Consider the following 20,378-nt stretch of genomic DNA (forward strand, 5'->3'; position numbering starts at 1 on the left):
CAGGTCCGCGCCAATGTTTGAGAAATATCAAGCGTGGTTTTCCCGAATCCGGTGTTCGAGAGAAGGAAACATGCACAACGACAACACTCCCCACTCGCGTCGCACGGGCGACGCAGCCGTAACAGGCATCACACGGCGTCAATGGCTGCAGGGCGCACTGGCGCTGACGGCGGCGGGCCTCACGGGCTCGCTGGCGTTGCGGGCCCTGGCCGACGATCCCGGCACCGCGCCACTCGATACGTTCATGACGCTCTCCGAAGCAGTGACAGGCAAGAAGGGGCTGAGCCGCGTGCTCGGCCAGCGCTTCCTGCAGGCCTTGCAGAAGGGTTCGTTCAAGACGGCCGACGGCCTGCCGCAACTCGCCGGCGCACTCGCGTCCGGTTCGCTGAATCCTGACCAGGAAGCACTCGCGCTGAAGATTCTTGAAGCGTGGTATCTCGGCATTGTCGACAACGTCGTGATTACCTACGAAGAAGCATTAATGTTCAGCGCCGTATCCGATACGCTCGTGATCCCGTCGTATTGCCCCAACAAACCCGGCTTCTGGGCCGAAAAACCGATCGAGAGGCAAGCCTGATGGCCGATACCGATACGCAAAAGGCCGACGTCGTCGTCGTCGGGTCGGGTGTCGCCGGCGCGATCGTTGCACACCAGCTCGCGATGGCGGGTAAATCCGTGATCCTGCTGGAAGCCGGCCCGCGCATGCCGCGCTGGGAAATCGTCGAGCGCTTCCGCAACCAGGTCGACAAGACCGATTTCATGGCGCCGTACCCGTCGAGCGCGTGGGCGCCGCATCCGGAATACGGTCCGCCGAACGACTACCTGATCCTGAAGGGCGAGCACAAGTTCAACTCGCAGTACATCCGCGCGGTGGGCGGCACGACGTGGCACTGGGCCGCGTCGGCGTGGCGCTTCATCCCGAACGACTTCAAGATGAAGACCGTGTACGGCGTCGGCCGTGACTGGCCGATCCAGTACGACGACATCGAGCATTACTACCAGCGCGCCGAAGAGGAACTCGGCGTGTGGGGCCCGGGCCCCGAGGAAGACCTGTACTCGCCGCGCAAGCAGCCGTACCCGATGCCGCCGCTGCCGTTGTCGTTCAACGAGCAGACGATCAAGAGCGCGCTCAACGGCTATGACCCGAAGTTCCACGTGGTGACCGAGCCGGTCGCGCGCAACAGCCGCCCGTACGACGGGCGGCCGACCTGTTGCGGGAACAACAACTGCATGCCGATCTGCCCGATCGGCGCGATGTACAACGGCATCGTCCACGTCGAGAAAGCCGAGCAGGCAGGCGCGAAGCTGATCGACAGCGCGGTCGTCTACAAGCTCGAGACCGGGCCGGACAAGCGCATCACCGCCGCGGTCTACAAGGACAAGACGGGCGCCGACCATCGCGTCGAAGGCAAGTACTTCGTGATCGCCGCGAACGGCATCGAGACGCCGAAGATCCTGCTGATGTCCGCGAACCGCGATTTCCCGAACGGTGTCGCGAACAGCTCGGACATGGTCGGCCGCAACCTGATGGACCACCCGGGCACCGGCGTGTCGTTCTACGCGAACGAGAAGCTGTGGCCGGGCCGCGGCCCGCAGGAGATGACGTCGCTGATCGGTTTCCGCGACGGCCCGTTCCGCGCGACCGAAGCCGCGAAGAAGATCCACCTGTCGAACATGTCGCGCATCAACCAGGAAACGCAGAAGATCTTCAAGAGCGGCAAGCTGATCAAGCCCGACGAGCTCGACGCGCAGATCCGCGACCGTTCCGCCCGCTACGTGCAGTTCGACTGCTTCCACGAAATCCTGCCGCAACCCGAGAACCGCATCGTGCCGAGCAAGACGGCCACCGACGCGGTCGGCATCCCGCGCCCCGAGATCACGTATGCGATCGACGACTACGTGAAGCGCGGCGCCGTGCACACGCGCGAGGTCTACGCGACGGCCGCGAAGGTGCTGGGCGGCACCGAAGTCGTCTTCAACGACGAGTTCGCGCCGAACAACCACATCACGGGCGCGACGATCATGGGCGCGGATGCACGCGACTCGGTCGTCGACAAGGACTGCCGCACGTTCGACCATCCGAACCTGTTCATCTCGAGCAGCTCGACGATGCCGACCGTCGGTACGGTGAACGTGACGCTGACGATCGCGGCGCTTGCGCTGCGGATGTCGGACACGCTGAAGAAGGAAGTCTGACCGTGCGGAAATCTACTCTCACCTTCCTCCTCGCCGGCTGCCTCGCGCTGCCGGGTCTCGTACGCGCGGCCGATGCGGCCGATCCGGCGCTGGTCAAGCGCGGTGAATATCTCGCGGTCGCGGGTGACTGCATGGCGTGCCACACCGCGAAGGGCGGCAAGCCGTTCGCGGGCGGTCTCGGCATGCCGGTCCCGATGCTCGGCAAGATCTACACGAGCAACATCACGCCCGATCCCGATACGGGCATCGGCAACTGGTCGGCCGAGGACTTCGAGCGCGCGGTGCGTCACGGGGTGTCGAAGAACGGCGACAACCTGTACCCGGCGATGCCGTACGTGTCGTACGCGAAGATCAACGACGACGACGTGCAGGCGCTGTACGCATACTTCATGCGCGGCGTCGAGCCGGTCAAGCAGGCGCCGCCGAAGAACGAGATCCCCGCGCTGCTGAGCATGCGCTGGCCGCTGAAGATCTGGAACTGGCTGTTCCTGAAGGACGGTGTATACCAGCCGAAGCCGGCGCAGAGCGCCGAGTGGAACCGCGGCGCGTATCTGGTCCAGGGCCTCGCGCACTGCAGCACGTGCCACACGCCGCGCGGCATCGCGATGCAGGAGAAGTCGCTCGACGAGACGGGCGGCAGCTTCCTGTCGGGCTCGGTGCTCGCGGGCTGGGACGGCTACAACATCACGTCCGACCCCAACGCGGGGATCGGCGGCTGGACGCAGCAGCAGCTCGTCCAGTACCTGCGCACCGGCAGCGTGCCGGGTCTCGCGCAGGCGGCCGGCCCGATGGCCGAGGCGATCGAGCACAGCTTCTCGAAGATGACGGAAGCCGACATCGGCGCGATCTCGACGTACATTCGCACGGTGCCGGCAGTCGCCAGCGGCGACGCGAAGCAGTCGCGCGCGTCGTGGGGCAAGCCGTCCGACGACGGCGAGAAGCTGCGCGGCGTGCCGTTGGCAACGTCGGGCATCGATCCGGCGCGGCTCTATCTCGGCAACTGCGCGACCTGCCACCAGATGCAGGGCAAGGGCACGCCGGACGGCTATTACCCGCCGCTGTTCCACAACTCGACGGTCGGCGCATCGAATCCGACCAACCTCGTGCAGGTGATCCTGAACGGCGTGCAGCGCAAGGCCGGCAGCGAGGACGTCGGGATGCCGGCGTTCCGCCACGAGCTGTCGGATGCGCAGATCGCCGCGCTGACGAACTACCTGACCGGGCAGTTCGGCAATCCGGCCGCGAAGGTGACCGAGCAGGACGTCGCGAAGCTGCGCTGATGCGGCACGTGACGAAGCAGGGCGATAACTGACAAGAGGAGGAGCACAGCACATCGGGTTGTTGCCCGATGCCGGTTGTTGCAGAGCGGGGCGGGCGGCGCTGGCGGCCGCCCGTCCTGGTTCATTCGCAATCCGGTGCGCCGGGGCGGTTCCCGCCACGCGCATCGTTTTCGTTGATCGACACCATGACACCGAATCAACCGTTTCTCGCGTCCCAGCGCGATGTGCTGCTGCTGCTTGCCCGGATCCTGCTCGTGATCCTGTTCATCATGTTCGGGTGGAAGAAGATCGTCGACTTCCCCGGGACCATCGCGTTCATGGGTTCCGAAGGCGCGCCCGCGCCGATCATCTCCGCCGCGATCTCCGTCGTGATGGAGCTGTTCGTCGGGATCGCGATCCTGGTCGGTTTCCAGACGCGGGCGCTCGCGCTGCTGCTGGCGCTCTATACGATCGGCACCGGCATCATCGGCCACCACTACTGGACGATGACGGGCGGCGAGCAGATCAACAACATGATTCATTGCTACAAGAACATCGCGATCGCCGGCGGCCTGCTCGCGCTTTGCGCGGCGGGCCCCGGTCGCTTTTCGATCGATCGCGGATAAACGGACCCGGGGCGCGCGCATGGGGCACGCGCTGGAAGGTCGAGACTCCGAGGGGGCATCATTTTGCGACTCAAACATTTCGCATGGCTGATCGCGGCTGCCACACCGGCGGCCGCTTTTGCACAGACGAGCGTGACGCTGTACGGCCGCGTCGACGGCGGCATCGAATACCTGAACCACATCGCGAAGCCGAATGGCGGCAGCGGGACCCGCTGGAGTGCCGAAAGCGGCGACTGGGGCACCAGCATGTTCGGGCTGAAGGGCATCGAGGATCTCGGCGGCGGGCTGTCGACCGTCTTCAACCTGGAAACCGCGTTCCAGGTGATGAATGGCCAGACGGGCGGCGGCCGCATGTGGTCGCGTCGCGCGTACGTCGGACTGAAGAGCAACACATGGGGCCAGCTGCAGGCCGGCCGCAACCTGTTCATCGACAGCGACGGCGTGTGGGAATTCGACCCGTTCGTGCAGCAGGCGTTTTCGTCCGCATCGCTCGTGCGCGGCCGTAACTGGCAGCAGACCAGCAACAACATCGAATATCACAGCCCGGTGATCGGCGGCTTCGACGTGCAGGCGCAATACGCGTTCGGCAACCAGTCGCGCGGCTTCAACTACGGCGCGGCCGACGATTTCGGCCGCTCGGACGGGATCATGATCTCGTACCACTCGCCGTTGCTCGACGTGCGTGGCATCTACGACGAACTGCGCGACAACAACGGCAAGTTCAGCAACATCTTCACCGCGTCGCGCGAGTATTTCGTTGGCGCGAACGTGAAGGTGTCGAAGTTCAAGATCCAGGGTGCGTATACGCACTACCAGGCGCCGGACAGCCCGGCAGGTGTGGCCGATCGCGCCGATCACTACTGGCTCGGCGCGACTTACACCGCGACGCCGCAATGGGCGGTGACGGGCGGCGGGTACTACGTGAAGGTGGGCGACGGCGGCGGCGATGCGTCGCACGATCCGTCGGGGCACGCGATGATGTACGTGCTCGGCACGACGTACAACCTGTCGAAGCGCACGTTCCTGTACGGGACGGTCGCGTATGTGCGCAACGGCGGCAACTCGAACTTCTCGCTGCTCGCGACGCCGCGCGATGCGACGTCCGGGACGAGTCCGATGACGGGCGAGTCGCAGACGGGGGCGTATGTGGGGATGATGCATACGTTCTGAGGGTAGGCACGCCAGATGCGCAAAAGGCACGGGTGATCGTACCCGTGCCTTTTGCGTTTACAGCGGTGCGAAGCATTGTGGCAAGCATGCCAATCTCGGGCGGTGGAACCGAGGCATCGTATCGGACGCGGCATTTCTCACGTACCCAACCGCACGTTGCTCGACTATCCATTGGCCCGCAGAGGGCGCATGGCTTGCGCGAGCATTGCGTTGCGGGGAGTTCGCGCTCGATGGATTCACGGTTTCTGACGTTTATGGACTGGAGGCTTCGAGGTAAGCGGCGGTTATTCGATTTATCGCTATCTGGCTGGCCCGAGCTACGGTGGGCGCTGTCGGTAGCGAATGCCGTGGCCCACGGGCTGCGTGCCGGTACCGCCTGACGGCATCGATTTGCGCGAAAGCATGACGTAAGCCGCATCCGAGTTCGTTTTGATATGATGAATTCCGGTTCGGTCAGATGTGGCTTGAATCGTGTCTATGCCGAAGGCCTCTGTAGGGGCCAGAAAAATTCTGGGCCGTTTCCTATTTCGAAGAGATACCAATCTGCCGCCCGGCGATGCCCGGCGGCCGTTTTTGTTACTGCACGGGACGGGGTAGCCTGATGTTTTCCGATCTCCTGAACAAGGCACTGCGCACGCAATACGTACAACACGGACGCATTGTCCGCCTCGATACGCCGCTTGGCGAAGACTGGCTGGTCCCGCTTTATGTCCGTGGGCGTGCTTGCCTCGGGCGAGACTTCGAATTCACGATCGACGCAACGTCGACGCGACTCGAAACGATTCAGGCGAGGGCACTGATCCGGCAGTCCGTGACGCTGTGGATTCGGCAGACGAACGGCAGCGAAATGCCGATTCACGGCTACGTGACTGCGTTCAGTCGCTTGGGCGGGGACGGAGCCAACACCTATTACCAGCTCCGATTCAATTCGTTCCTCGCGCTGCTGCGGCTCGGCAGCGACCGGCGCGACTGGATCGAGACTCCTGCGCAACAAACCGTGTCCGATGTGCTTGGGAAGTATCCGCAGGCGGCCGGTAACTTTACGTGGCAACTGAGCCGAGGACTGCGTTCCTATTCCTACCGGATGCAATGGGAATCCGACTGGAACTACGTCCACCGTACATTTGAAGAACTCGGCCTTTTTCCGCGTTTCGATATCGCGCAGGACGGCAAGTCGCACAAGGTCGTCATCATGGACGATCTTTTCTCGGTTCCCGAGTTGAAGCAAGAGACCATTTTGTTTAGCCGCTCGGTGCAGAACGAAGAATTCGATGGTCTTAGCGAGTGGATCGATTCGCAGGAAATTCAGTCGGCCGAACTCGACACAGGCACGTTCGACTACAAGCGCCCGGATCTTTCGAAGCACGTCACGATGCCTGCGTTCGATCTTGACGATGTACCGGGGCTGGGTGAGCAGTACGAATACACCGGGTCGCATACGTGGTCCGATCGCGACATGGGCGAGGCTCGGGCAAACGTTGTCACCGAGGAATGGCGCTCACGCGCGCAACGCTTCTACGGTGTGGGCGCATTGCGTTGCGCATGGCCTGGCCGCTATGGGGTGCTGACCGGGCACCCGGTGCATGACGCACAACCGGATCAGGATCGCGAAATGGCGATTCTTTCGGTGAACTGGCTCATCCAGAATAACGTGCCGGGACTCGAGAACCTGATGCGTTTTCGCAGGAGCCTGCGCGCTGAAGTCGAGCAAGCGCGCGCGAGCGGTGCGGGTTCGTCCGTACGCCATGACGACGGCGGCGTGGGATTCTTCCACGTCGAAATCGAGGCGCAACGGCGCCGCGTCGCGTTTCGTAGTCCGTTCGAACACAAGAAGCCGATCATGCAGCTTCAGACGGGCATCGTCGGCGGTCCCGAGGACGAAGAGATTTATACGGATGCGATGCTGCGTGCGAAGGTGCGGCTGACGTCCAATCGACTCAATGACGGCGACCAGAACGTGTCGGCGTGGATACGTGCGGCGATGCCCGATGCGGGCCACAAGCGCGGCGGCATGTTCCCGCTGCGCAAGAACGACGAAGTCTTGATTGGCTTCATCAACGGCGATTGCGATCGTCCCGTGATCCTGTCCAGAATGCACGGCGGCGAAAGCATGCCCGAATGGCACACGCACGGGCTGACTTCGGGCTTGCTGTCGCGCGAGTACGGCGGTGAAGGTTATAACCAACTGATGATGGACGACGCCAGTGGGCAGAACCGCGTGCATTTGTACTCGACGAGTTATAGCTCCCATCTGCACCTGGGCTATCTGATCCAGCATTCGGGCAACACGCGCGGCGCGTTCATCGGGCAGGGCTTTGACCTCAAGTCATTGGGCTACGGTGCGGTGCGGGCCGAACAAGGGCTCTACGTTTCGACGCAACCTGCAACTACACAACCGCTGAGTGCGACGGCGGCGTCCGAACAGCTTACCCGCGCCGAAGCAATGCTGGCGACGACGTCGAAGGCGAGCCAGACGAATCGGGCGCAGAGTCAGCAAGACGGCCACGATGCACTGAAAACTTTCACGGACGCAACGCAGCACCCGGTGGCTGGCACGACCAAGGGCGGCCGCACGGCAGGCGGCGGCACGGGCAACGCGAACGGCTTCGCGAAGCCGATCATGCTGCTGTCGAGTCCGGAAGGCATTGCCGCATCGACGCAAGGGTCAGCGCATATCACGGCAAACAAGCAAACCAACGTGGTTGCCGGGGAAGACATCAACCTTGCAGCCGGTCGGGCGTTGCTCGCCAGTGTGTTGGAGCAAATCAGCCTGTTTGCGGAAAAACTCGGTGTCAAGATCTACGCGGCGAGCGGCCCGATAGACCTTCAGGCGCAGAATGATTCAATGAGTTTGGCCGCTTCGCAAGATGTGAAGATTACGGCGGGCAAGAAGATGTATCTGTCGGCCGATGAAATCTGGATCGGTGCGAACGGTTCGTATATCAAGCTGACGGCGAACATGATCGAGAACGCAACGTCGGGACAGATTGTAGAAAAGTGCGCGAATTGGGAGAAAGCAGGAGCGGCAAGCGGCACCTTGCAAAACCCGCTGCATTCGTCGCCGGTATCGGTCGACGGCGGGCGTTTTACGCTGTTCTCCGGTTGAGTCGCGCGGCCGGTATAGCGGCAACATAAGAAATTCTGAAAACCGAATCCGAGTCGGGAATCATGAGCAACAAGACAGCGCCTAAAAAGAAGCACCATCCAGCGGCCGCTCCTCACTCGGCCCCCAAGCACGCCGAGCCGGTTGATAGGCCGCTGAGTTGGGCCTACCCGTTCACGCCCGCAGACAAGAGCGACGCGGCGGACCCGATGACGTATTTCAAGGCGCTCGCGAAGTGCGGGACCGGCTTTTTTCCGTTGGGCATCAGTGGCATGTGGCATGGGGGCGTGCACTTCGACGAAGGCAGTGCGCAAATGCTGACGCAGGATAGCGGCGTGCGCGCAATTGCGGACGGTAAGATCGTCGCGTACCGGCTGAACACGAAATACGAGGAAACGAAGTACCCGGACAATAGTCTGGCGCACTTCTCGACCGGTTTTGTACTGGTCCGGCATGAACTGAAACTGCCGCCGAAGCCAGCACCGAAAGAGCCTGCCAAACCAGCGTCGGCTCCTGCGTCGGCTCCCGCGCCCGCATCGACCACCGCCGCGCCTCCCACACCCGCGTCCGCTCCGGCCGATCACGCGCCAGCAAACAGCAAACCGGGGAACGACAAACCCCTCGTGTTCTTCAGCCTGTACATGCACACGATGGATTGGAACACCTATCAAAAATCGCTTGGACAAGCGAAAACCGACCGGCATCCGAATCAAGTACCTCTCTCGCCGATGTCCTATTGGGAAGGCGACCGCTATTATCGGGTGGGCGACAAGGCGAAGGACAAGCAAGCCGTTCCGAAGCCGAAAGCGCCTGCGCAGCCGCCTGCGAGGCGCACCGATGGGGCCGACGATCTGCCGATTAACAATACGAACGAGAACGCACCGCCGCCCGTCGATACCGATCAGGATGTCGCCCTGCCGCCGCCCGAGACGGGATTGCATATTCGAGAATTGCCGAACGGCAAGAGCAAGATTATCGGGATATTACCGACCGGGGCCGAAATCATTGCGGGCGAAGGCGATCCCGCCCACCCGGACTGGATCAAGATCAAGTCCATCAAATCGGGCACGGTTTTGTCTGCGGAAGTTGGTAAGCCGGTGTCTCCCCAAGCGCAGTGGAGCTACGTGTTCAAAGGGGAACTGGACGCCGTTGTCGATCCGCAGCCGCTTGATACGGTCGTGATCCTGAAGGAGCCGCAACGTGTCAAAGCGGGCGAAGTCGTCGCGCATGTCGGCCAGTATCAATGGCCCATGAAAGCCAGTCCGATACCGCCGAAGCCGAACTACCCGATGCTGCATCTCGAAGTATTCGCGGGGCCGGACCTGAAGGACTTCATCGATCGAAGCCGCGCGCGTGCGAAAGAATTGAACGAGAAAAACAAACCGCTTCTGGAAATCGAGCCGGGGGCCAAACTGGTCAGCGAAATTCCCACGCCCGATCAGAAACTGACTCAATCGGGGTTGAAGCTCGTGCCGATAGGCGATGTAAAAAAGGGTTCGCGCTGGATCAAGGTGCAGCCCAAGAGCGTGACTAACGTGCCCGCGAAAGGCAAACAGAAGGCCCAACAAAAGTTAGCGGACGTTGGCAATCCGCTGTGGGTCGAAAGCAGTCTGGCGAACACGATCAGCACGACGAACGTTGCGGGATGGCAGAACTTTCCGCTGGACGTTTCCAAGGCAAGCGGACCGGGCGCGGACTTCCGTGACGTGCTGCGTCGTACTGAACTCGACAAACTCGGTGAGGGCAATGTCGCGGTCGACGACAAGGGCCATCATTGGTGGAACATCACGGTTGGCTCGAAGGACGGCTCCGGCCTGACTGGCTGGGTGTGCGACACCGATCACCCTCACGTACAGCTTCGTAGCCCTTGGGAATGGCCGGGTTTCGAATTGGTGGACAACGGCAGCGTCAACCCCGCCGACATGTTCAAACGTCATATTCATACGACCGAGCAGTATATGGCGGACGAGGAAGGCACTGAGTTTTTGGGGGAAACTGCGAAGGTCAACGCTGGCGAACTCATCACAAAGATTGAAAAGGCGATCGATACGGACCACGACGGAAAGGTGACGGCGCAAGAACTGAAACACGCGCTGGAAACTCCGTGGATGGCCGAAGCGGTGTCGCATCTGGTCGTGCGTAACGAAACCGAATGGGGTGGCGGTCTGGGCAAGTGGGAAGAACTCACCCCGCTCATGCAGAAGCAGACCGAGATGTGGAAGACGGAACTTGAACGGCTCGCGAAGCTTCAGTGGTGGGAGCAAATCAAGGGCGTCGACGGCTTCCCCGCGGACCTTTCTCCTTGGCATCTTCATCCGATTGGGTTGATCGGGAATTTCACGGCGAAAGAGGTGACCATCGGTCACGCTCTTTCTGACGATGGGTTATGGTTTATATTTTCACACGAGGCGCAGGCTGGCACGACTAATCGATTGCATTGGCCCGGCGGAGCAAGCGGAGTTACGTTGGGAGCTGGATATGATATGAAGGGGCGCAGCGAGGCAGGGATTGCTGCGGATATGAAAGCCATTGGCCTGTCTGACGAAGCCGCCGCAGGTATCGCGAAGGCTGCGGGAAAACAGGATTCTGACGCCAATGATTTCGCAAAAAATAATCGAAACTTGGTCGATCTGACCCATGAGCAAGAGGTCGGTTTACTGCGCCATACCGTCAAGCCATATGAGGAAATGGTCCGGCGCTCAATAAAAATCGAACTCTCTCAGAATCAATTTGATGCACTTGTCAGCTTTGCCTACAACCCTGCGGCGCGATGGGACAGTGTGACGAATTTGATTAACGATGGAAAAGTTGACGCTGCAATGAGTAAGATTAAAGAGGGCATTAAATCAAAGGGAACGGTGCTTCCCGGTCTCGTGCACAGACGAGATGATGAAGTGAATTTGTATCAAGAAGGGCGATATGAAATGAACGGTGTGCCGATTAATCATGAATGATCGAACTTGTAAGTCCATAGGGGGTGGCATGTTGATAAGATTGCGAGAAATTTTTAAACTGATGTGGGTTGGGTTATTTATTTTTCTCCAGTCGTTGCAAGCTATTGCTGCCGAATGGAATCCAGTCATTGAAGGTCGGTGGGAAGTAGAGTCGGTGCACTTGAATGCTGATGCGGAGTGGACTCCAAGCTACGGATGGAATGATCCAAGGTTGGTAGGAAGGCTGTTCGTTTTTAAAAAAAATCAGATATGGACTGACGCCCCTGAAAATCAATCTTGTGCCGAAATAAATAGCAAAACCTCACAAACTAGCTTGCGCGAACTGATTTCATCAAGCATGTCTGGATTTGGAAATCCAGCAATAAATGCTACCGAAAAAAATTACAAAATTGATATTCCGGGATCAACGGCGGTTGATGTTATTCGGGTCTTTTGTGGTGCTCAGCCATGGCAAGGAAGTTTGGGGGCATCAAATAAAGAAAGTGGTGCGTGGATGTTTTCTCCTAGTTCCGGAAAACTTCTGCTGCGGTGGTATGGGGAAACGATTCTCACTCTAAAACGGGTTCGCGATAACGCGAAGCCTAATCCATCTTTCAACTGTAACAAGGCAAAGAGTGAAGTGGAGATGGAGATATGCGGCTCATATGAGCTTTCATCGTTTGATAAAAGCGTTGCTACATCGTTTTCACAATTGATCGAGCAAAGAAAATCGGCCGGGGAGTCGCTGGGCGACGCAATTGGCCAACAAAGAGAATGGCTTTCGAAGCGAAATTTATGCGGCAAAGATGCTACCTGTATTCTTGATGCAATGAAGGCGCAGCTTCTAAAGCTTGACGGCATGGGTCGAAATTAGCGAAAACTATCTAGGTCATTTCATGATGAACTTGATTCGCGTCGGTGACGACACTGACCACGGCGGCAAAGTCGAAACGGGCTCATCGACCATGAAATTCGATGGTCGCTATGTCGCTCGCAAGGGCGATCGCGTGTCGTGTCCGCAGCATCCCGACGTGTCACCGAACCTCATCGAGGAAGGCGATGAATCGATGAAGGACAACGGCATTCCGATTGCTCGACACGGCCATCGAGCAACATGCGGCTGTCACCTGATTTCGAGTCTTGTGTAACGCTACAACAGCGGCGCGAGGCCCGGCCGCGTCGGGCAACGAACGATCACGGAGCCGTCGTTCTTCGATAGCACGACGAGCTGCGTAAAGCTATTGGCTGGCGCGTACCGCGACAGGTATAGGTCGAGCTGAAGGATCAGCGTACCCATGCTGTTTTCAATGAACGCGCTCTCATCTGCCGCCATCACAATTTCGAAGCCTCTCACTAGGGCCGAATGCGGCTTGATTGCCAGTAGTCTCTCGACGACGTTTCGCTTGACGAACGAAATCACCCCGACGTGTTCGGCGCGTCGGTCGCTCGGTGCAAGTTGGCGCATAAGTTTCACGAAGTCCGGCCACCCCCCGCGTGTCAACTGCGTCAGGTTGGCTGTCGTCAGTGCGAGCACGCGCCACTGCGCTTCCGACTCACGGGACGCGCTATAGGTCGGCGTCGGCTGTTTCAGCAGCGTAATCCAGCAAGGCACTTGATCGTTTTCGTTTTTCAGATCGCCCTTGAGGGAGCCGATCCGCATCCGCGATGGCCAGTCGCGATTCGTGCAGGTGAGGTCTGCACTCAATTGCAGCGGTGTTTTCGCCACCGCTGTCCCGTCCGCGCGTAGCAGTACGAGCGACGTTTCACGTCCGGGGTGATGGATTGCCGCGTAGGGATCGTGGCGCGTGATCCAGAACCGTTCGCCGGCCCCGACGCCCCACGCATTCAGCGGCGGAATAGCGGTCCCGTCTGACAGATCGCGAACCGCATCAACCGAATAGATGCCGCGTATGTCTGGTCGGCTCGGTTTCGGCACTACGGGATAATCCGCGACGATTTCGCCGCGCGACGACTTCACTCCCATATGCTTAAAAAGGTTCACGATTGGCGTACAGAACAATCCCATGTTGTCCGCCGATAGCGGGGTGAGCGCTTGCGCGACCCGCGAATCGGCGTGCATACCTTCGATCGCCAAATGCAGGGTTAATCGCAGCGCGCGATTCATTTGGTCGGGTTTAAGATATCGGCGTAAATGAATGTCGACAAAATCGAACTTTTCCGGAAATCCGACGTATTCCAGCAGCGGTTGAACCAGCGGCGAATTTTGCGACGGCAGCAGCATATCGTTCGGGCCGAACCCGACCGGCGTGACCGGTATCCCTGCAATTGGCAACCACCGTCCACTGTCGTCCGCTTCGATAAATGCGCCCCGGACGCGTAGCAGGACCGTATCCAGCAGCGCGACGACGGTCTGGCGTTCTCCAGCGAAATGGACGCGCAGCGTGTCGGGCGAAACGGCGCCGAGCGGCGAGGCGGCGACCGTCGGCTCAATCGTGATGGAGATGAAGCTGGTTGTGTTCGGCGGCAATGCGACTTGTGCCGGTGCGACGGTGCTGCGCGAGAATCGAGCGTTTGCGATGCGGATCGGCGCAAGCGTTACGTCATAAGCGGTTCGAAAGCGAACTTCCCCGCCGCGCGACGTGAGCTCCATGCCACGCGGCAAGACGACCGGCTTGCCTGGTAATTCCTTGATCGGATCGAAGCGAGCGATCGAACATGCGGGGAACGGTCGCAAGTAGTGCGGGTGCAAGACATGAAGCAGCGCTTCGGTGAACTTCGGTGCGCCGTCGTCCAGGTTGGCCCGGATTTCGGCTGCAATCAACGCGAATGCCTGCATCATCCGCTGGACGTGCGGGTCGTCCGTCTGTCCGCCTGTAAAGCTCAGGCGGGCGGCAATTCGTGGATATTCGTTGGAGAAGGTTGCGAACTGATTTTCCAGCTTCGCCAGTTCCTGTTCATAGTAGCCGCGCAGCTTGTCGTGCATATTCAACGTCGTCAGGCCCTGCAGGTCACGACGTGCGTCGTCTTATCCAACGGTCATCGTAGTCGAATCTTCATTCTCCGAGTTCTCGCAGCCCAATAGTCCGACGCCAAAATATGAGTCCGATGCGATTACGGTAACTGCACGACGGCGGGAAAAAGCCGCTTACGTTCGCATGCGATTGATATTCAGTAACCGATATTGATGGATTTTGGCGTCAGCCGTCGTTCCTTCAATCTCGGCGTGAATATGTTTCGCACTGTGAAATTCGAGAGGCGGCTCGTCGAGATAAAGTCGAGGCGGCAGCCGCCGACGCGGGACGGGATCGGCAGGGTGATGTTGGCGAGCACGCGTTTCTCTTCGTATGGACGTTCGAGGCCGTAAAGCATCCCCGCATGTGTGTCGTTGATGGACAGTGCGCGTTGAAGATAGCGGATCGGCCATCGCGTTCTCGAGAGTGATCGGTATGGACGGAGACGCGGAAAGACCCCGTCTGGAACCTGCGGGGCCAATGAGGCGTATTGCTGAGAGACGTCGAGTATCTCGGCGGCAGCGATGCGTCGCACGCTCCGTCGGGGCACGCGATGATGTGCATGCTCAGTGCTGACGTTATCGCAACGCGCTCTCTCGCGCGCCCCAGTCCGATCGGCGCGTCGTGCGTCAAAACCCGCACAGCTCGGTCGTCGTCAGTGTCGCGAACGGGCCGCCAAGCGTCGCGTTGTGATGCGCGATGATCCGCTCGGCCGGTAGCTCCGGCGTGTCCATGCAGGTGTGCGCATCGGTCACGAGCACCGCGCGAAAGCCGTGATCGGCGGCGGCGCGGCAGGCCGTATCGACGCAGTATTGGGTCTTCATGCCCGCGATGACGATCTCGCCGATGCCGGCTTCGCCCAACCATTCCGCGAGCCGCGTACCCGCGAAGCAGCTCGACTGTGTCTTGTCGAACACGATGTCGCGCGTCGTATCGATCGCGAGTTCCGGCGCCAGCGCGGTCAGCGGCGTTCCGGGTGCGATCGGCGAACCGGCGGGCCCGGTGTGACGCACGGCGAACACCGGCGCGCCGGCTTCATGCGCGCGACCGATCAACCGGTTGATGTTCGCGAGCACGCGTTCGCCGTCGTATGGCTGCTCGGGGCCGTGAAACAGGCCGACCTGCATGTCGACGACGAGCAGTGCACGTTTCGGGGAAGGAACTTCGGACATTGCGTTTCTCCTGAGTGACCGATACGGACGGAGAAACGACAAGACCCCGTCCGGAACCGGCGGGGCCTGTGAGGGATGGCGCTAAGACCTTGCGCGCACTCGCCGCACGAGCCCGCCGAAGGCGGTCGTGCGTGTCGTGGTCGAAGAGGTGGTCGTGATGTGGCGCATGAAGCGATCATGCACGATGCGCGCGCGTCACGTCAATCGCGCATCGGGCATCGGCCACCGGTCAGTCGAGTGCCTTCCCGGCCTTCTCGTCCATAAAGCGCACGGCAAGCAGCGTCATCGCGCCACAGCCGATCGCGTACCACGCGGGTGCGTTCGGGTTGCCGGTCGCCGCGATCAGCCACGTGACGAAGAATTGCGCGAAGCCGCCGAAGATCGCGACGCCGACGCTGTACACGAGCGCACCGCCGGTCGCGCGCACCGCGCGCGGGAACAGTTCGCCGAGCATCGCGCCCGTCGCGCCGATGTTGATCGCATGCACGATCGACAGCGCGGCGATGATCGACAGCAGCGATGCGGCGCCCGGCCAGCGGTTCAGCGCGATGAACGCCGGGTAGATCGCGGCCATCAGCACGATCCGCGTCCACCAGACGATCCGGTTGCGTCCGTAGACGTCGGACAGGTGGCCGCCGATCGGCGTCACGAGCATCAGGATCGCGCCGGCGACGCAGCCGGCCGTCATCGACAGCCACGTCGGCAGGTGCAGCACCTGCACGCCGTAGATCGCCATGTAGAACACGATGATGTAGTGGATCGACGTGCCGCCGATCGTCACGCCGAGGCCCGCGAACACGGCCTTGCCGTGATGGCGCAGCACGTCGGCGAGCGGCAGCGAGGCGACCGGCTCGTCGTGCGCGGCGGCCGGCACTTCCTCGACGGTGCGGCGCAGCCAGTAGCCGAGCGGCACGAACAGCGTGCCGATGATGAACGGCACGCGCCAGCCCCAGCTTTCGAGTTGCGCGGCATTCAGCGTCGACGTCAGCGCGACGCCGGTCAGCGCACCGGCGAGCGCGGCGAGCCCCTGGCTCGAGAACTGGAACGATGCGTAGAAGCCGCGACGATGCTGCGGCGCCTGTTCGAGCAGCAGCGTCGTCGACGCGCCAACTTCGCCGCCCGACGCGAACCCTTGCAGCAAGCGTGCGAGCACGAGCAGCAGCGGTGCGGCGAGCCCGATCTGCGCGAAGGTCGGCGCGACCGCGATCGTCGCGGTGCCGAGCGCCATCAGCAGCAGCGTGAGGATCATCGCCTTCTTGCGGCCGGCGCGGTCGGCATACATGCCGATCACGAGCCCGCCGAGCGGCCGTGTGACGAAGCCGACACCGAAGCTTGCGACCGCAAGCATCAGTTGTCCGAATGATGAATGCACGGGAAAGAACAGCTTGCCGATCAGGATCGCGAAGAAGCTGTAGACCGTGAAGTCGTAAAACTCGAGCGCGTTGCCGACGGCGGCGGCCGCGATCAGCCGGCGTTTCTTCGCGGCGGTGCGTGCATCGACCGGCGTGCCGGCGAACGAAAGGGCGGACGTTTCCATGTGGGGCTCCCCGGTTGGGCGCGAAACGATGGGATGAAGGGCCGTCAGGCCGCGAGCCAGGCTTCGGCGATGCGGACCCAGTAGCTCGCGCCGATCGCGAGGATGTCGTCGTTGAAGTCGTAGCCGGGGTTGTGCACCATGCAGCCGCCCTTGCTGCCGATCCCGTTGCCGATGAACGCGTAGCAGCCGGGGCGTGCTTCGAGCATGAACGCGAAATCCTCGCTGCCCATCAACGGCGCGGTGTCGGTTTCGACGCGTTCGGCGCCGAGCATCTGGCGCGCGATGTCGGCCGCGAACGCGGTCGGCTCCGCGTGATTGACGAGCACTGGGTAGCCGTAGTCGTAGTCGACTTCCGCCGTGATGCCGAAGCTTTCCGCCTGGCCTTTCGCGAGCGCTTCGATGCGGCGCGCGAGCAGCGCGCGCACGTCGGCGTTCAGCGCGCGCACCGACAGCTTCATCGTGACGGTTTCGGGAATGATGTTGAACGTCTCGCCGGCCTGCACGCTGCCGACCGTGATCACGGCCGCATGCTGCGCATCGACCTCGCGTGCGACGATCGTCTGCAGCGCGACCATGATGCTGCCCGCGGCCGACATCGGGTCGCGCGCGAAATGCGGCATCGCGCCGTGGCCGCCGACACCGCGCAGCGTGATCGTCACGCGGTCGGCCGACGCCATCGCGGCGCCGGTGCGGAAGGCCATGTCGCCGGCCGCGCGGCCCGGCATGTTGTGGATGGCGAAGATCGCGTCGCACGGGAAACGGTCGAACAGGCCGTCGTCCATCATCGCCTTCGCGCCGCCGAAGTTTTCCTCGGCCGGCTGGAAGATCAGGTTCAGCGTGCCGGAGAACTGACGCGTGGCCGCGAGGTGGCGCGCCGCGCACAGCAGCATCGCCGTGTGACCGTCGTGGCCGCATGCATGCATCTTGTTCGCATGGCGGCTCGCATACGGCAGGCCCGTGGCCTCCGCGAGCGGCAGTGCATCCATGTCGGCGCGCAGCCCGATCGTGCGTGTGCCTTGCCCTTCGCGCAGCACGCCGACCACGCCCGTCTTGCCGATGCCGCGATGCACTTCATACCCCCAGCCGGTGAGCAACTCGGCGACGAGATCGCTCGTGAGCGTTTCCTCGAATGCGAGCTCGGGGTGAGCGTGGATGCGGCGGCGCACTTCGACCAGCTCGGGCGCGATCGCGGCGATACCGGGGATGACGGGGTTCACGGCTTGCAGCATGGTCTCTCCTGTGGGGCAGGTGGGGCGTTTGACGCACCTATGACGAGCAAGCATATAAATTTCTTTTGTGTACCAGAAGCTGATAAATTGCTTTGGTGCTCACCATCGGTTGCCGCTCGGGAATACCCTGAGCCGGCTTATGCCGCGCAGCACAGGGTTTCCACGGATCACGCGTCGCCGCCATGAAATACCATCAGCTGAAAGCGTTCGTCACCGTCGCGGAAGAGGGGAGCATTCGCGCGGCCGCGCGGCGCCTGAACGTGTCGCCGGCGGCGCTGACGAAGGCGGTCAAGGAGCTGGAGATCGCGCTCGGCGTATCGCTCGTCGTGCGCACCGCACGCGGCGTGCAGCTCACCGCGTTCGGCCAGCAGTTGCAGGTGCGCGCGCGGCTGATCGTCGCCGAAATGCAGCGCGCCCGCGACGACATCGAGCAGGCGCAGGGTGCGATGACGGGCTCGGTCGCGGCGGCGATCACGCCGGCCGCCGCGGTGACGATCCTGCCCGACGCGTTTCGCGCATTCCGGCGGCGCTTCCCGGTGGCGCGCGTCAACCTGATCGAAGGGTTTCCGGGCGTCGCGCTGCCGCGCCTGCACGATGGCTCGCTCGATTTCGCGGTGGCCGTCGTCGTGCCCGAACTGCTGGCGGCCGAATTCGATCACGCGGAGCTCTATGCGAGCCGGTCGCTGATCGTCGCGCGCAAGGGGCATCCGCTCGCATCGGCCACGTCGCTCGCCGATCTCGTCGAAGCCGACTGGCTGATGAACCCGTCGCCGGAAAGCTCGACGCAGGTGCTGTTCAATTCGTTCGTCGCCTACGGGCTGCCGGTGCCGGCGCGTGTCGTCGAATGCCCGAGCTTCGGGCTCGCGCGCAGTTTGATGATGGAATGCGACCTGATCGCGTCGATGCCCGAGCAATTGTTGCAGGCCGAGTGGGCGCGCGACCAGCTCGCGGTGCTGCCGATCCGCGAGCGCCTGCCGGGCGTCTCGGTGCAGGTCATCACGCGCCGCGACAGCCCGCTGACACCGGCAGCGGCGATGTTGCTCGACTGCCTGCGTGATTCCGCGCGGCGCAAGGGGCTGCGGTGAACCGTCGCCCGCGGCTGGCGATCTTCAATGCATCGTTATCCTGACGATTGGCCGTGCGGCATTGTCATCATCCGGCGGGCACGTGGCTTGCGCCGCGGGCACGCCATTCGGGCGCATGCCGCGCGAGCCGGTATCATAGCGGCCGGCCCGCCGCTTCGGCCGGCCTCCAACAACATCGCCATCCGGCATCCAGCAATCAGAGGCATTTCATGACCAGTGCAACCCAATTCGACAACGTATCGGTCGTCAAGCGCGCGAACGTCTATTTCGACGGCAAGTGCGTGTCGCATACCGTGCTCTTCCCGGACGGCACGCGCAAGACGCTCGGCGTGATCCTGCCGTGCGCGCTCAACTTCGGCACGGACGCCCCCGAATTGATGGAAGTGCAGGCCGGCAAGTGCCGCGTGAAGCTCGACGGCAGCAGCGAATGGCAGACCTACGGCGCGGGCGAATCGTTCTCGGTGCCGGGCAAGAGCCGCTTCGACATCGAAGTGCTCGAGACGCTCGATTACGTCTGCAGCTACCTGTAACACGCAGCCGCGCAGCAAAAGAAAAGCCCCGCCGAAGCGGGGCTTGTCGCAAGCGGATGGCGCAAGGCCATCCGAAGCGCCTGTTCTCGTTACAGGCAGGCGTTGATGTCGCCGGCCGACGATGCATCGCCACCGCGGAAACCCACCCAGGTCTTCGCATTGGCGGCGTTGGCCGGGCGCACGACGGCCGCGGCGCCATTCGGCGGCTGCTGGCCCGGCGCATACACGGCCATGGCGAGGCCGTTCGCGAGTTCATACTGCGACGTCACTTGTTGCTGTGACTTGTCGGCCCAGGTCTTGGCGATGCACTGCGCGACCTGGTCGGCGGGTTTCTGGCTTTGTCCCACGTTTTGCAGGGCAGAATCGGCTGCATGAGCAGAAAATGCCACGGTCAATGCGATGAGCGGTAAGTATTTCGCGTTCACGTTATCTCCCTCGAGTCGTGATTGATTGAGTGGGATGCGCAGCAGGACTGCGTAACAGTGAGATCGCATTGGGCGAGCACGGTTCCGGCTATTCCGAAACAAGTTGTTAACGCGCTTGCCAAACGGCGGCTCCGATGCTGT

At 61.8% G+C, this 20,378-nt stretch carries 17 protein-coding genes; 11 read left to right on the forward strand and 6 right to left on the reverse strand.

Translation table 11 applies throughout. The annotated features are described in order from the left end of the window. The first annotated feature begins 70 nt into the window (after positions 1–70). The 9 genes from CFB82_RS24130 (at position 71) to CFB82_RS24165 (ending at position 12,435) form a co-directional block, all read left to right on the forward strand. A complete protein-coding gene (locus tag CFB82_RS24130; protein ID WP_089485575.1) occupies positions 71–577 on the forward strand; it encodes a sugar dehydrogenase complex small subunit in 507 nt (168 codons plus the stop codon). Further along, on the forward strand, positions 577–2,196 hold the full coding sequence (locus CFB82_RS24135) for a GMC family oxidoreductase (RefSeq protein WP_089447857.1): 1,620 nt from the start codon (positions 577–579) through the stop codon (positions 2,194–2,196). Before CFB82_RS24130 ends, CFB82_RS24135 begins: the two co-directional genes overlap by 1 nt. Positions 2,197–2,198: 2 nt before the next feature. After that, entirely contained in the window at positions 2,199–3,476 is a 1,278-nt protein-coding gene (locus CFB82_RS24140; RefSeq protein WP_089485576.1) for a cytochrome c, read from the forward strand. Positions 3,477–3,661: 185 nt separating this feature from the next. Next, a complete protein-coding gene (locus CFB82_RS24145; RefSeq protein WP_089485577.1) occupies positions 3,662–4,081 on the forward strand; it encodes a DoxX family protein in 420 nt (139 codons plus the stop codon). A gap of 63 nt (positions 4,082–4,144) precedes the next feature. After that, positions 4,145–5,251, forward strand: a complete 1,107-nt coding sequence (locus tag CFB82_RS24150) for a porin (RefSeq protein ID WP_046548031.1) — start codon at positions 4,145–4,147, stop codon at positions 5,249–5,251. Between the two features lie 601 nt (positions 5,252–5,852). After that, a complete protein-coding gene (locus tag CFB82_RS24155) occupies positions 5,853–8,357 on the forward strand; it encodes a type VI secretion system Vgr family protein (protein ID WP_089485578.1) in 2,505 nt (834 codons plus the stop codon). A 62-nt stretch (positions 8,358–8,419) separates the two neighbouring features. Beyond that, positions 8,420–11,308 carry a glycoside hydrolase family protein gene (locus tag CFB82_RS24160; protein WP_089485579.1) on the forward strand — a complete coding sequence of 963 codons (2,889 nt, stop codon included), beginning with the start codon at positions 8,420–8,422 and terminating at the stop codon, positions 11,306–11,308. Continuing rightward, the gene (locus CFB82_RS42410; RefSeq protein WP_124577258.1) at positions 11,301–12,161 is read left to right on the forward strand and encodes a lysozyme inhibitor LprI family protein; all 861 of its coding nucleotides are present in this window, start codon (positions 11,301–11,303) and stop codon (positions 12,159–12,161) included. Before CFB82_RS24160 ends, CFB82_RS42410 begins: the two co-directional genes overlap by 8 nt. A 22-nt stretch (positions 12,162–12,183) precedes the next feature. Then, the gene (locus CFB82_RS24165; RefSeq protein ID WP_047849812.1) at positions 12,184–12,435 is read left to right on the forward strand and encodes a PAAR domain-containing protein; all 252 of its coding nucleotides are present in this window, start codon (positions 12,184–12,186) and stop codon (positions 12,433–12,435) included. A 2-nt stretch (positions 12,436–12,437) separates the two neighbouring features. On the opposite strand, the gene tssF is transcribed toward CFB82_RS24165, so the two are convergent. From tssF to CFB82_RS24190, 5 genes are all read right to left on the reverse strand, one after another. Continuing rightward, positions 12,438–14,231: a type VI secretion system baseplate subunit TssF gene (tssF, locus tag CFB82_RS24170; RefSeq protein WP_089485580.1), complete on the reverse strand. Its 1,794-nt coding sequence runs from the start codon at positions 14,229–14,231 to the stop codon at positions 12,438–12,440. Between the two features lie 185 nt (positions 14,232–14,416). After that, positions 14,417–14,617, reverse strand: coding sequence for a hypothetical protein (locus CFB82_RS43730; RefSeq protein ID WP_166922359.1), 201 nt, complete (start codon positions 14,615–14,617; stop codon positions 14,417–14,419). A 271-nt stretch (positions 14,618–14,888) separates the two neighbouring features. After that, on the reverse strand, positions 14,889–15,431 hold the full coding sequence (locus CFB82_RS24180; RefSeq protein WP_089485581.1) for a cysteine hydrolase family protein: 543 nt from the start codon (positions 15,429–15,431) through the stop codon (positions 14,889–14,891). Between the two features lie 229 nt (positions 15,432–15,660). Beyond that, positions 15,661–16,968: an MFS transporter gene (locus CFB82_RS24185; protein WP_089485582.1), complete on the reverse strand. Its 1,308-nt coding sequence runs from the start codon at positions 16,966–16,968 to the stop codon at positions 15,661–15,663. A 44-nt stretch (positions 16,969–17,012) separates the two neighbouring features. After that, positions 17,013–18,197 carry a M20 aminoacylase family protein gene (locus CFB82_RS24190; protein ID WP_089485583.1) on the reverse strand — a complete coding sequence of 395 codons (1,185 nt, stop codon included), beginning with the start codon at positions 18,195–18,197 and terminating at the stop codon, positions 17,013–17,015. A 182-nt stretch (positions 18,198–18,379) separates the two neighbouring features. Between CFB82_RS24190 and CFB82_RS24195 the strand changes: the two genes are divergently transcribed. Both CFB82_RS24195 and ppnP read left to right on the forward strand, forming a co-directional pair. Next, positions 18,380–19,282 carry a LysR substrate-binding domain-containing protein gene (locus CFB82_RS24195; RefSeq protein ID WP_046548027.1) on the forward strand — a complete coding sequence of 301 codons (903 nt, stop codon included), beginning with the start codon at positions 18,380–18,382 and terminating at the stop codon, positions 19,280–19,282. A gap of 209 nt (positions 19,283–19,491) precedes the next feature. Beyond that, a complete protein-coding gene (ppnP, locus tag CFB82_RS24200; protein ID WP_006478890.1) occupies positions 19,492–19,812 on the forward strand; it encodes a pyrimidine/purine nucleoside phosphorylase in 321 nt (106 codons plus the stop codon). Positions 19,813–19,901: 89 nt separating this feature from the next. Here ppnP and CFB82_RS24205 read toward each other — a convergent pair whose 3' ends face one another. Further along, positions 19,902–20,237: a hypothetical protein gene (locus CFB82_RS24205; RefSeq protein WP_021162025.1), complete on the reverse strand. Its 336-nt coding sequence runs from the start codon at positions 20,235–20,237 to the stop codon at positions 19,902–19,904. Between the last annotated feature and the right edge of the window lie 141 nt (positions 20,238–20,378).

Origin of the sequence: Burkholderia sp. HI2714 (assembly GCF_002223085.1) — a bacterium.
In the GTDB taxonomy this organism is placed as follows: domain Bacteria; phylum Pseudomonadota; class Gammaproteobacteria; order Burkholderiales; family Burkholderiaceae; genus Burkholderia; species Burkholderia lata_D.

What these genes read in the sequence shown, in the direction of transcription:
- CFB82_RS43730 (WP_166922359.1), bottom strand. Translation starts at nt 14,617, where the DNA reads ATGCTTTACGGCCTCGAACGTCCATACGAAGAGAAACGCGTGCTCGCC.
- CFB82_RS24155 (WP_089485578.1), top strand. Translation starts at nt 5,853, where the DNA reads ATGTTTTCCGATCTCCTGAACAAGGCACTGCGCACGCAATACGTACAA.
- CFB82_RS24195 (WP_046548027.1), top strand. Translation starts at nt 18,380, where the DNA reads ATGAAATACCATCAGCTGAAAGCGTTCGTCACCGTCGCGGAAGAGGGG.
- ppnP (WP_006478890.1), top strand. Translation starts at nt 19,492, where the DNA reads ATGACCAGTGCAACCCAATTCGACAACGTATCGGTCGTCAAGCGCGCG.
- CFB82_RS24190 (WP_089485583.1), bottom strand. Translation starts at nt 18,197, where the DNA reads ATGCTGCAAGCCGTGAACCCCGTCATCCCCGGTATCGCCGCGATCGCG.
- CFB82_RS24145 (WP_089485577.1), top strand. Translation starts at nt 3,662, where the DNA reads ATGACACCGAATCAACCGTTTCTCGCGTCCCAGCGCGATGTGCTGCTG.
- CFB82_RS24130 (WP_089485575.1), top strand. Translation starts at nt 71, where the DNA reads ATGCACAACGACAACACTCCCCACTCGCGTCGCACGGGCGACGCAGCC.
- CFB82_RS24160 (WP_089485579.1), top strand. Translation starts at nt 8,420, where the DNA reads ATGAGCAACAAGACAGCGCCTAAAAAGAAGCACCATCCAGCGGCCGCT.
- CFB82_RS42410 (WP_124577258.1), top strand. Translation starts at nt 11,301, where the DNA reads ATGAATGATCGAACTTGTAAGTCCATAGGGGGTGGCATGTTGATAAGA.
- CFB82_RS24135 (WP_089447857.1), top strand. Translation starts at nt 577, where the DNA reads ATGGCCGATACCGATACGCAAAAGGCCGACGTCGTCGTCGTCGGGTCG.
- CFB82_RS24165 (WP_047849812.1), top strand. Translation starts at nt 12,184, where the DNA reads ATGATGAACTTGATTCGCGTCGGTGACGACACTGACCACGGCGGCAAA.
- CFB82_RS24180 (WP_089485581.1), bottom strand. Translation starts at nt 15,431, where the DNA reads ATGTCCGAAGTTCCTTCCCCGAAACGTGCACTGCTCGTCGTCGACATG.
- CFB82_RS24185 (WP_089485582.1), bottom strand. Translation starts at nt 16,968, where the DNA reads ATGGAAACGTCCGCCCTTTCGTTCGCCGGCACGCCGGTCGATGCACGC.
- tssF (WP_089485580.1), bottom strand. Translation starts at nt 14,231, where the DNA reads ATGCACGACAAGCTGCGCGGCTACTATGAACAGGAACTGGCGAAGCTG.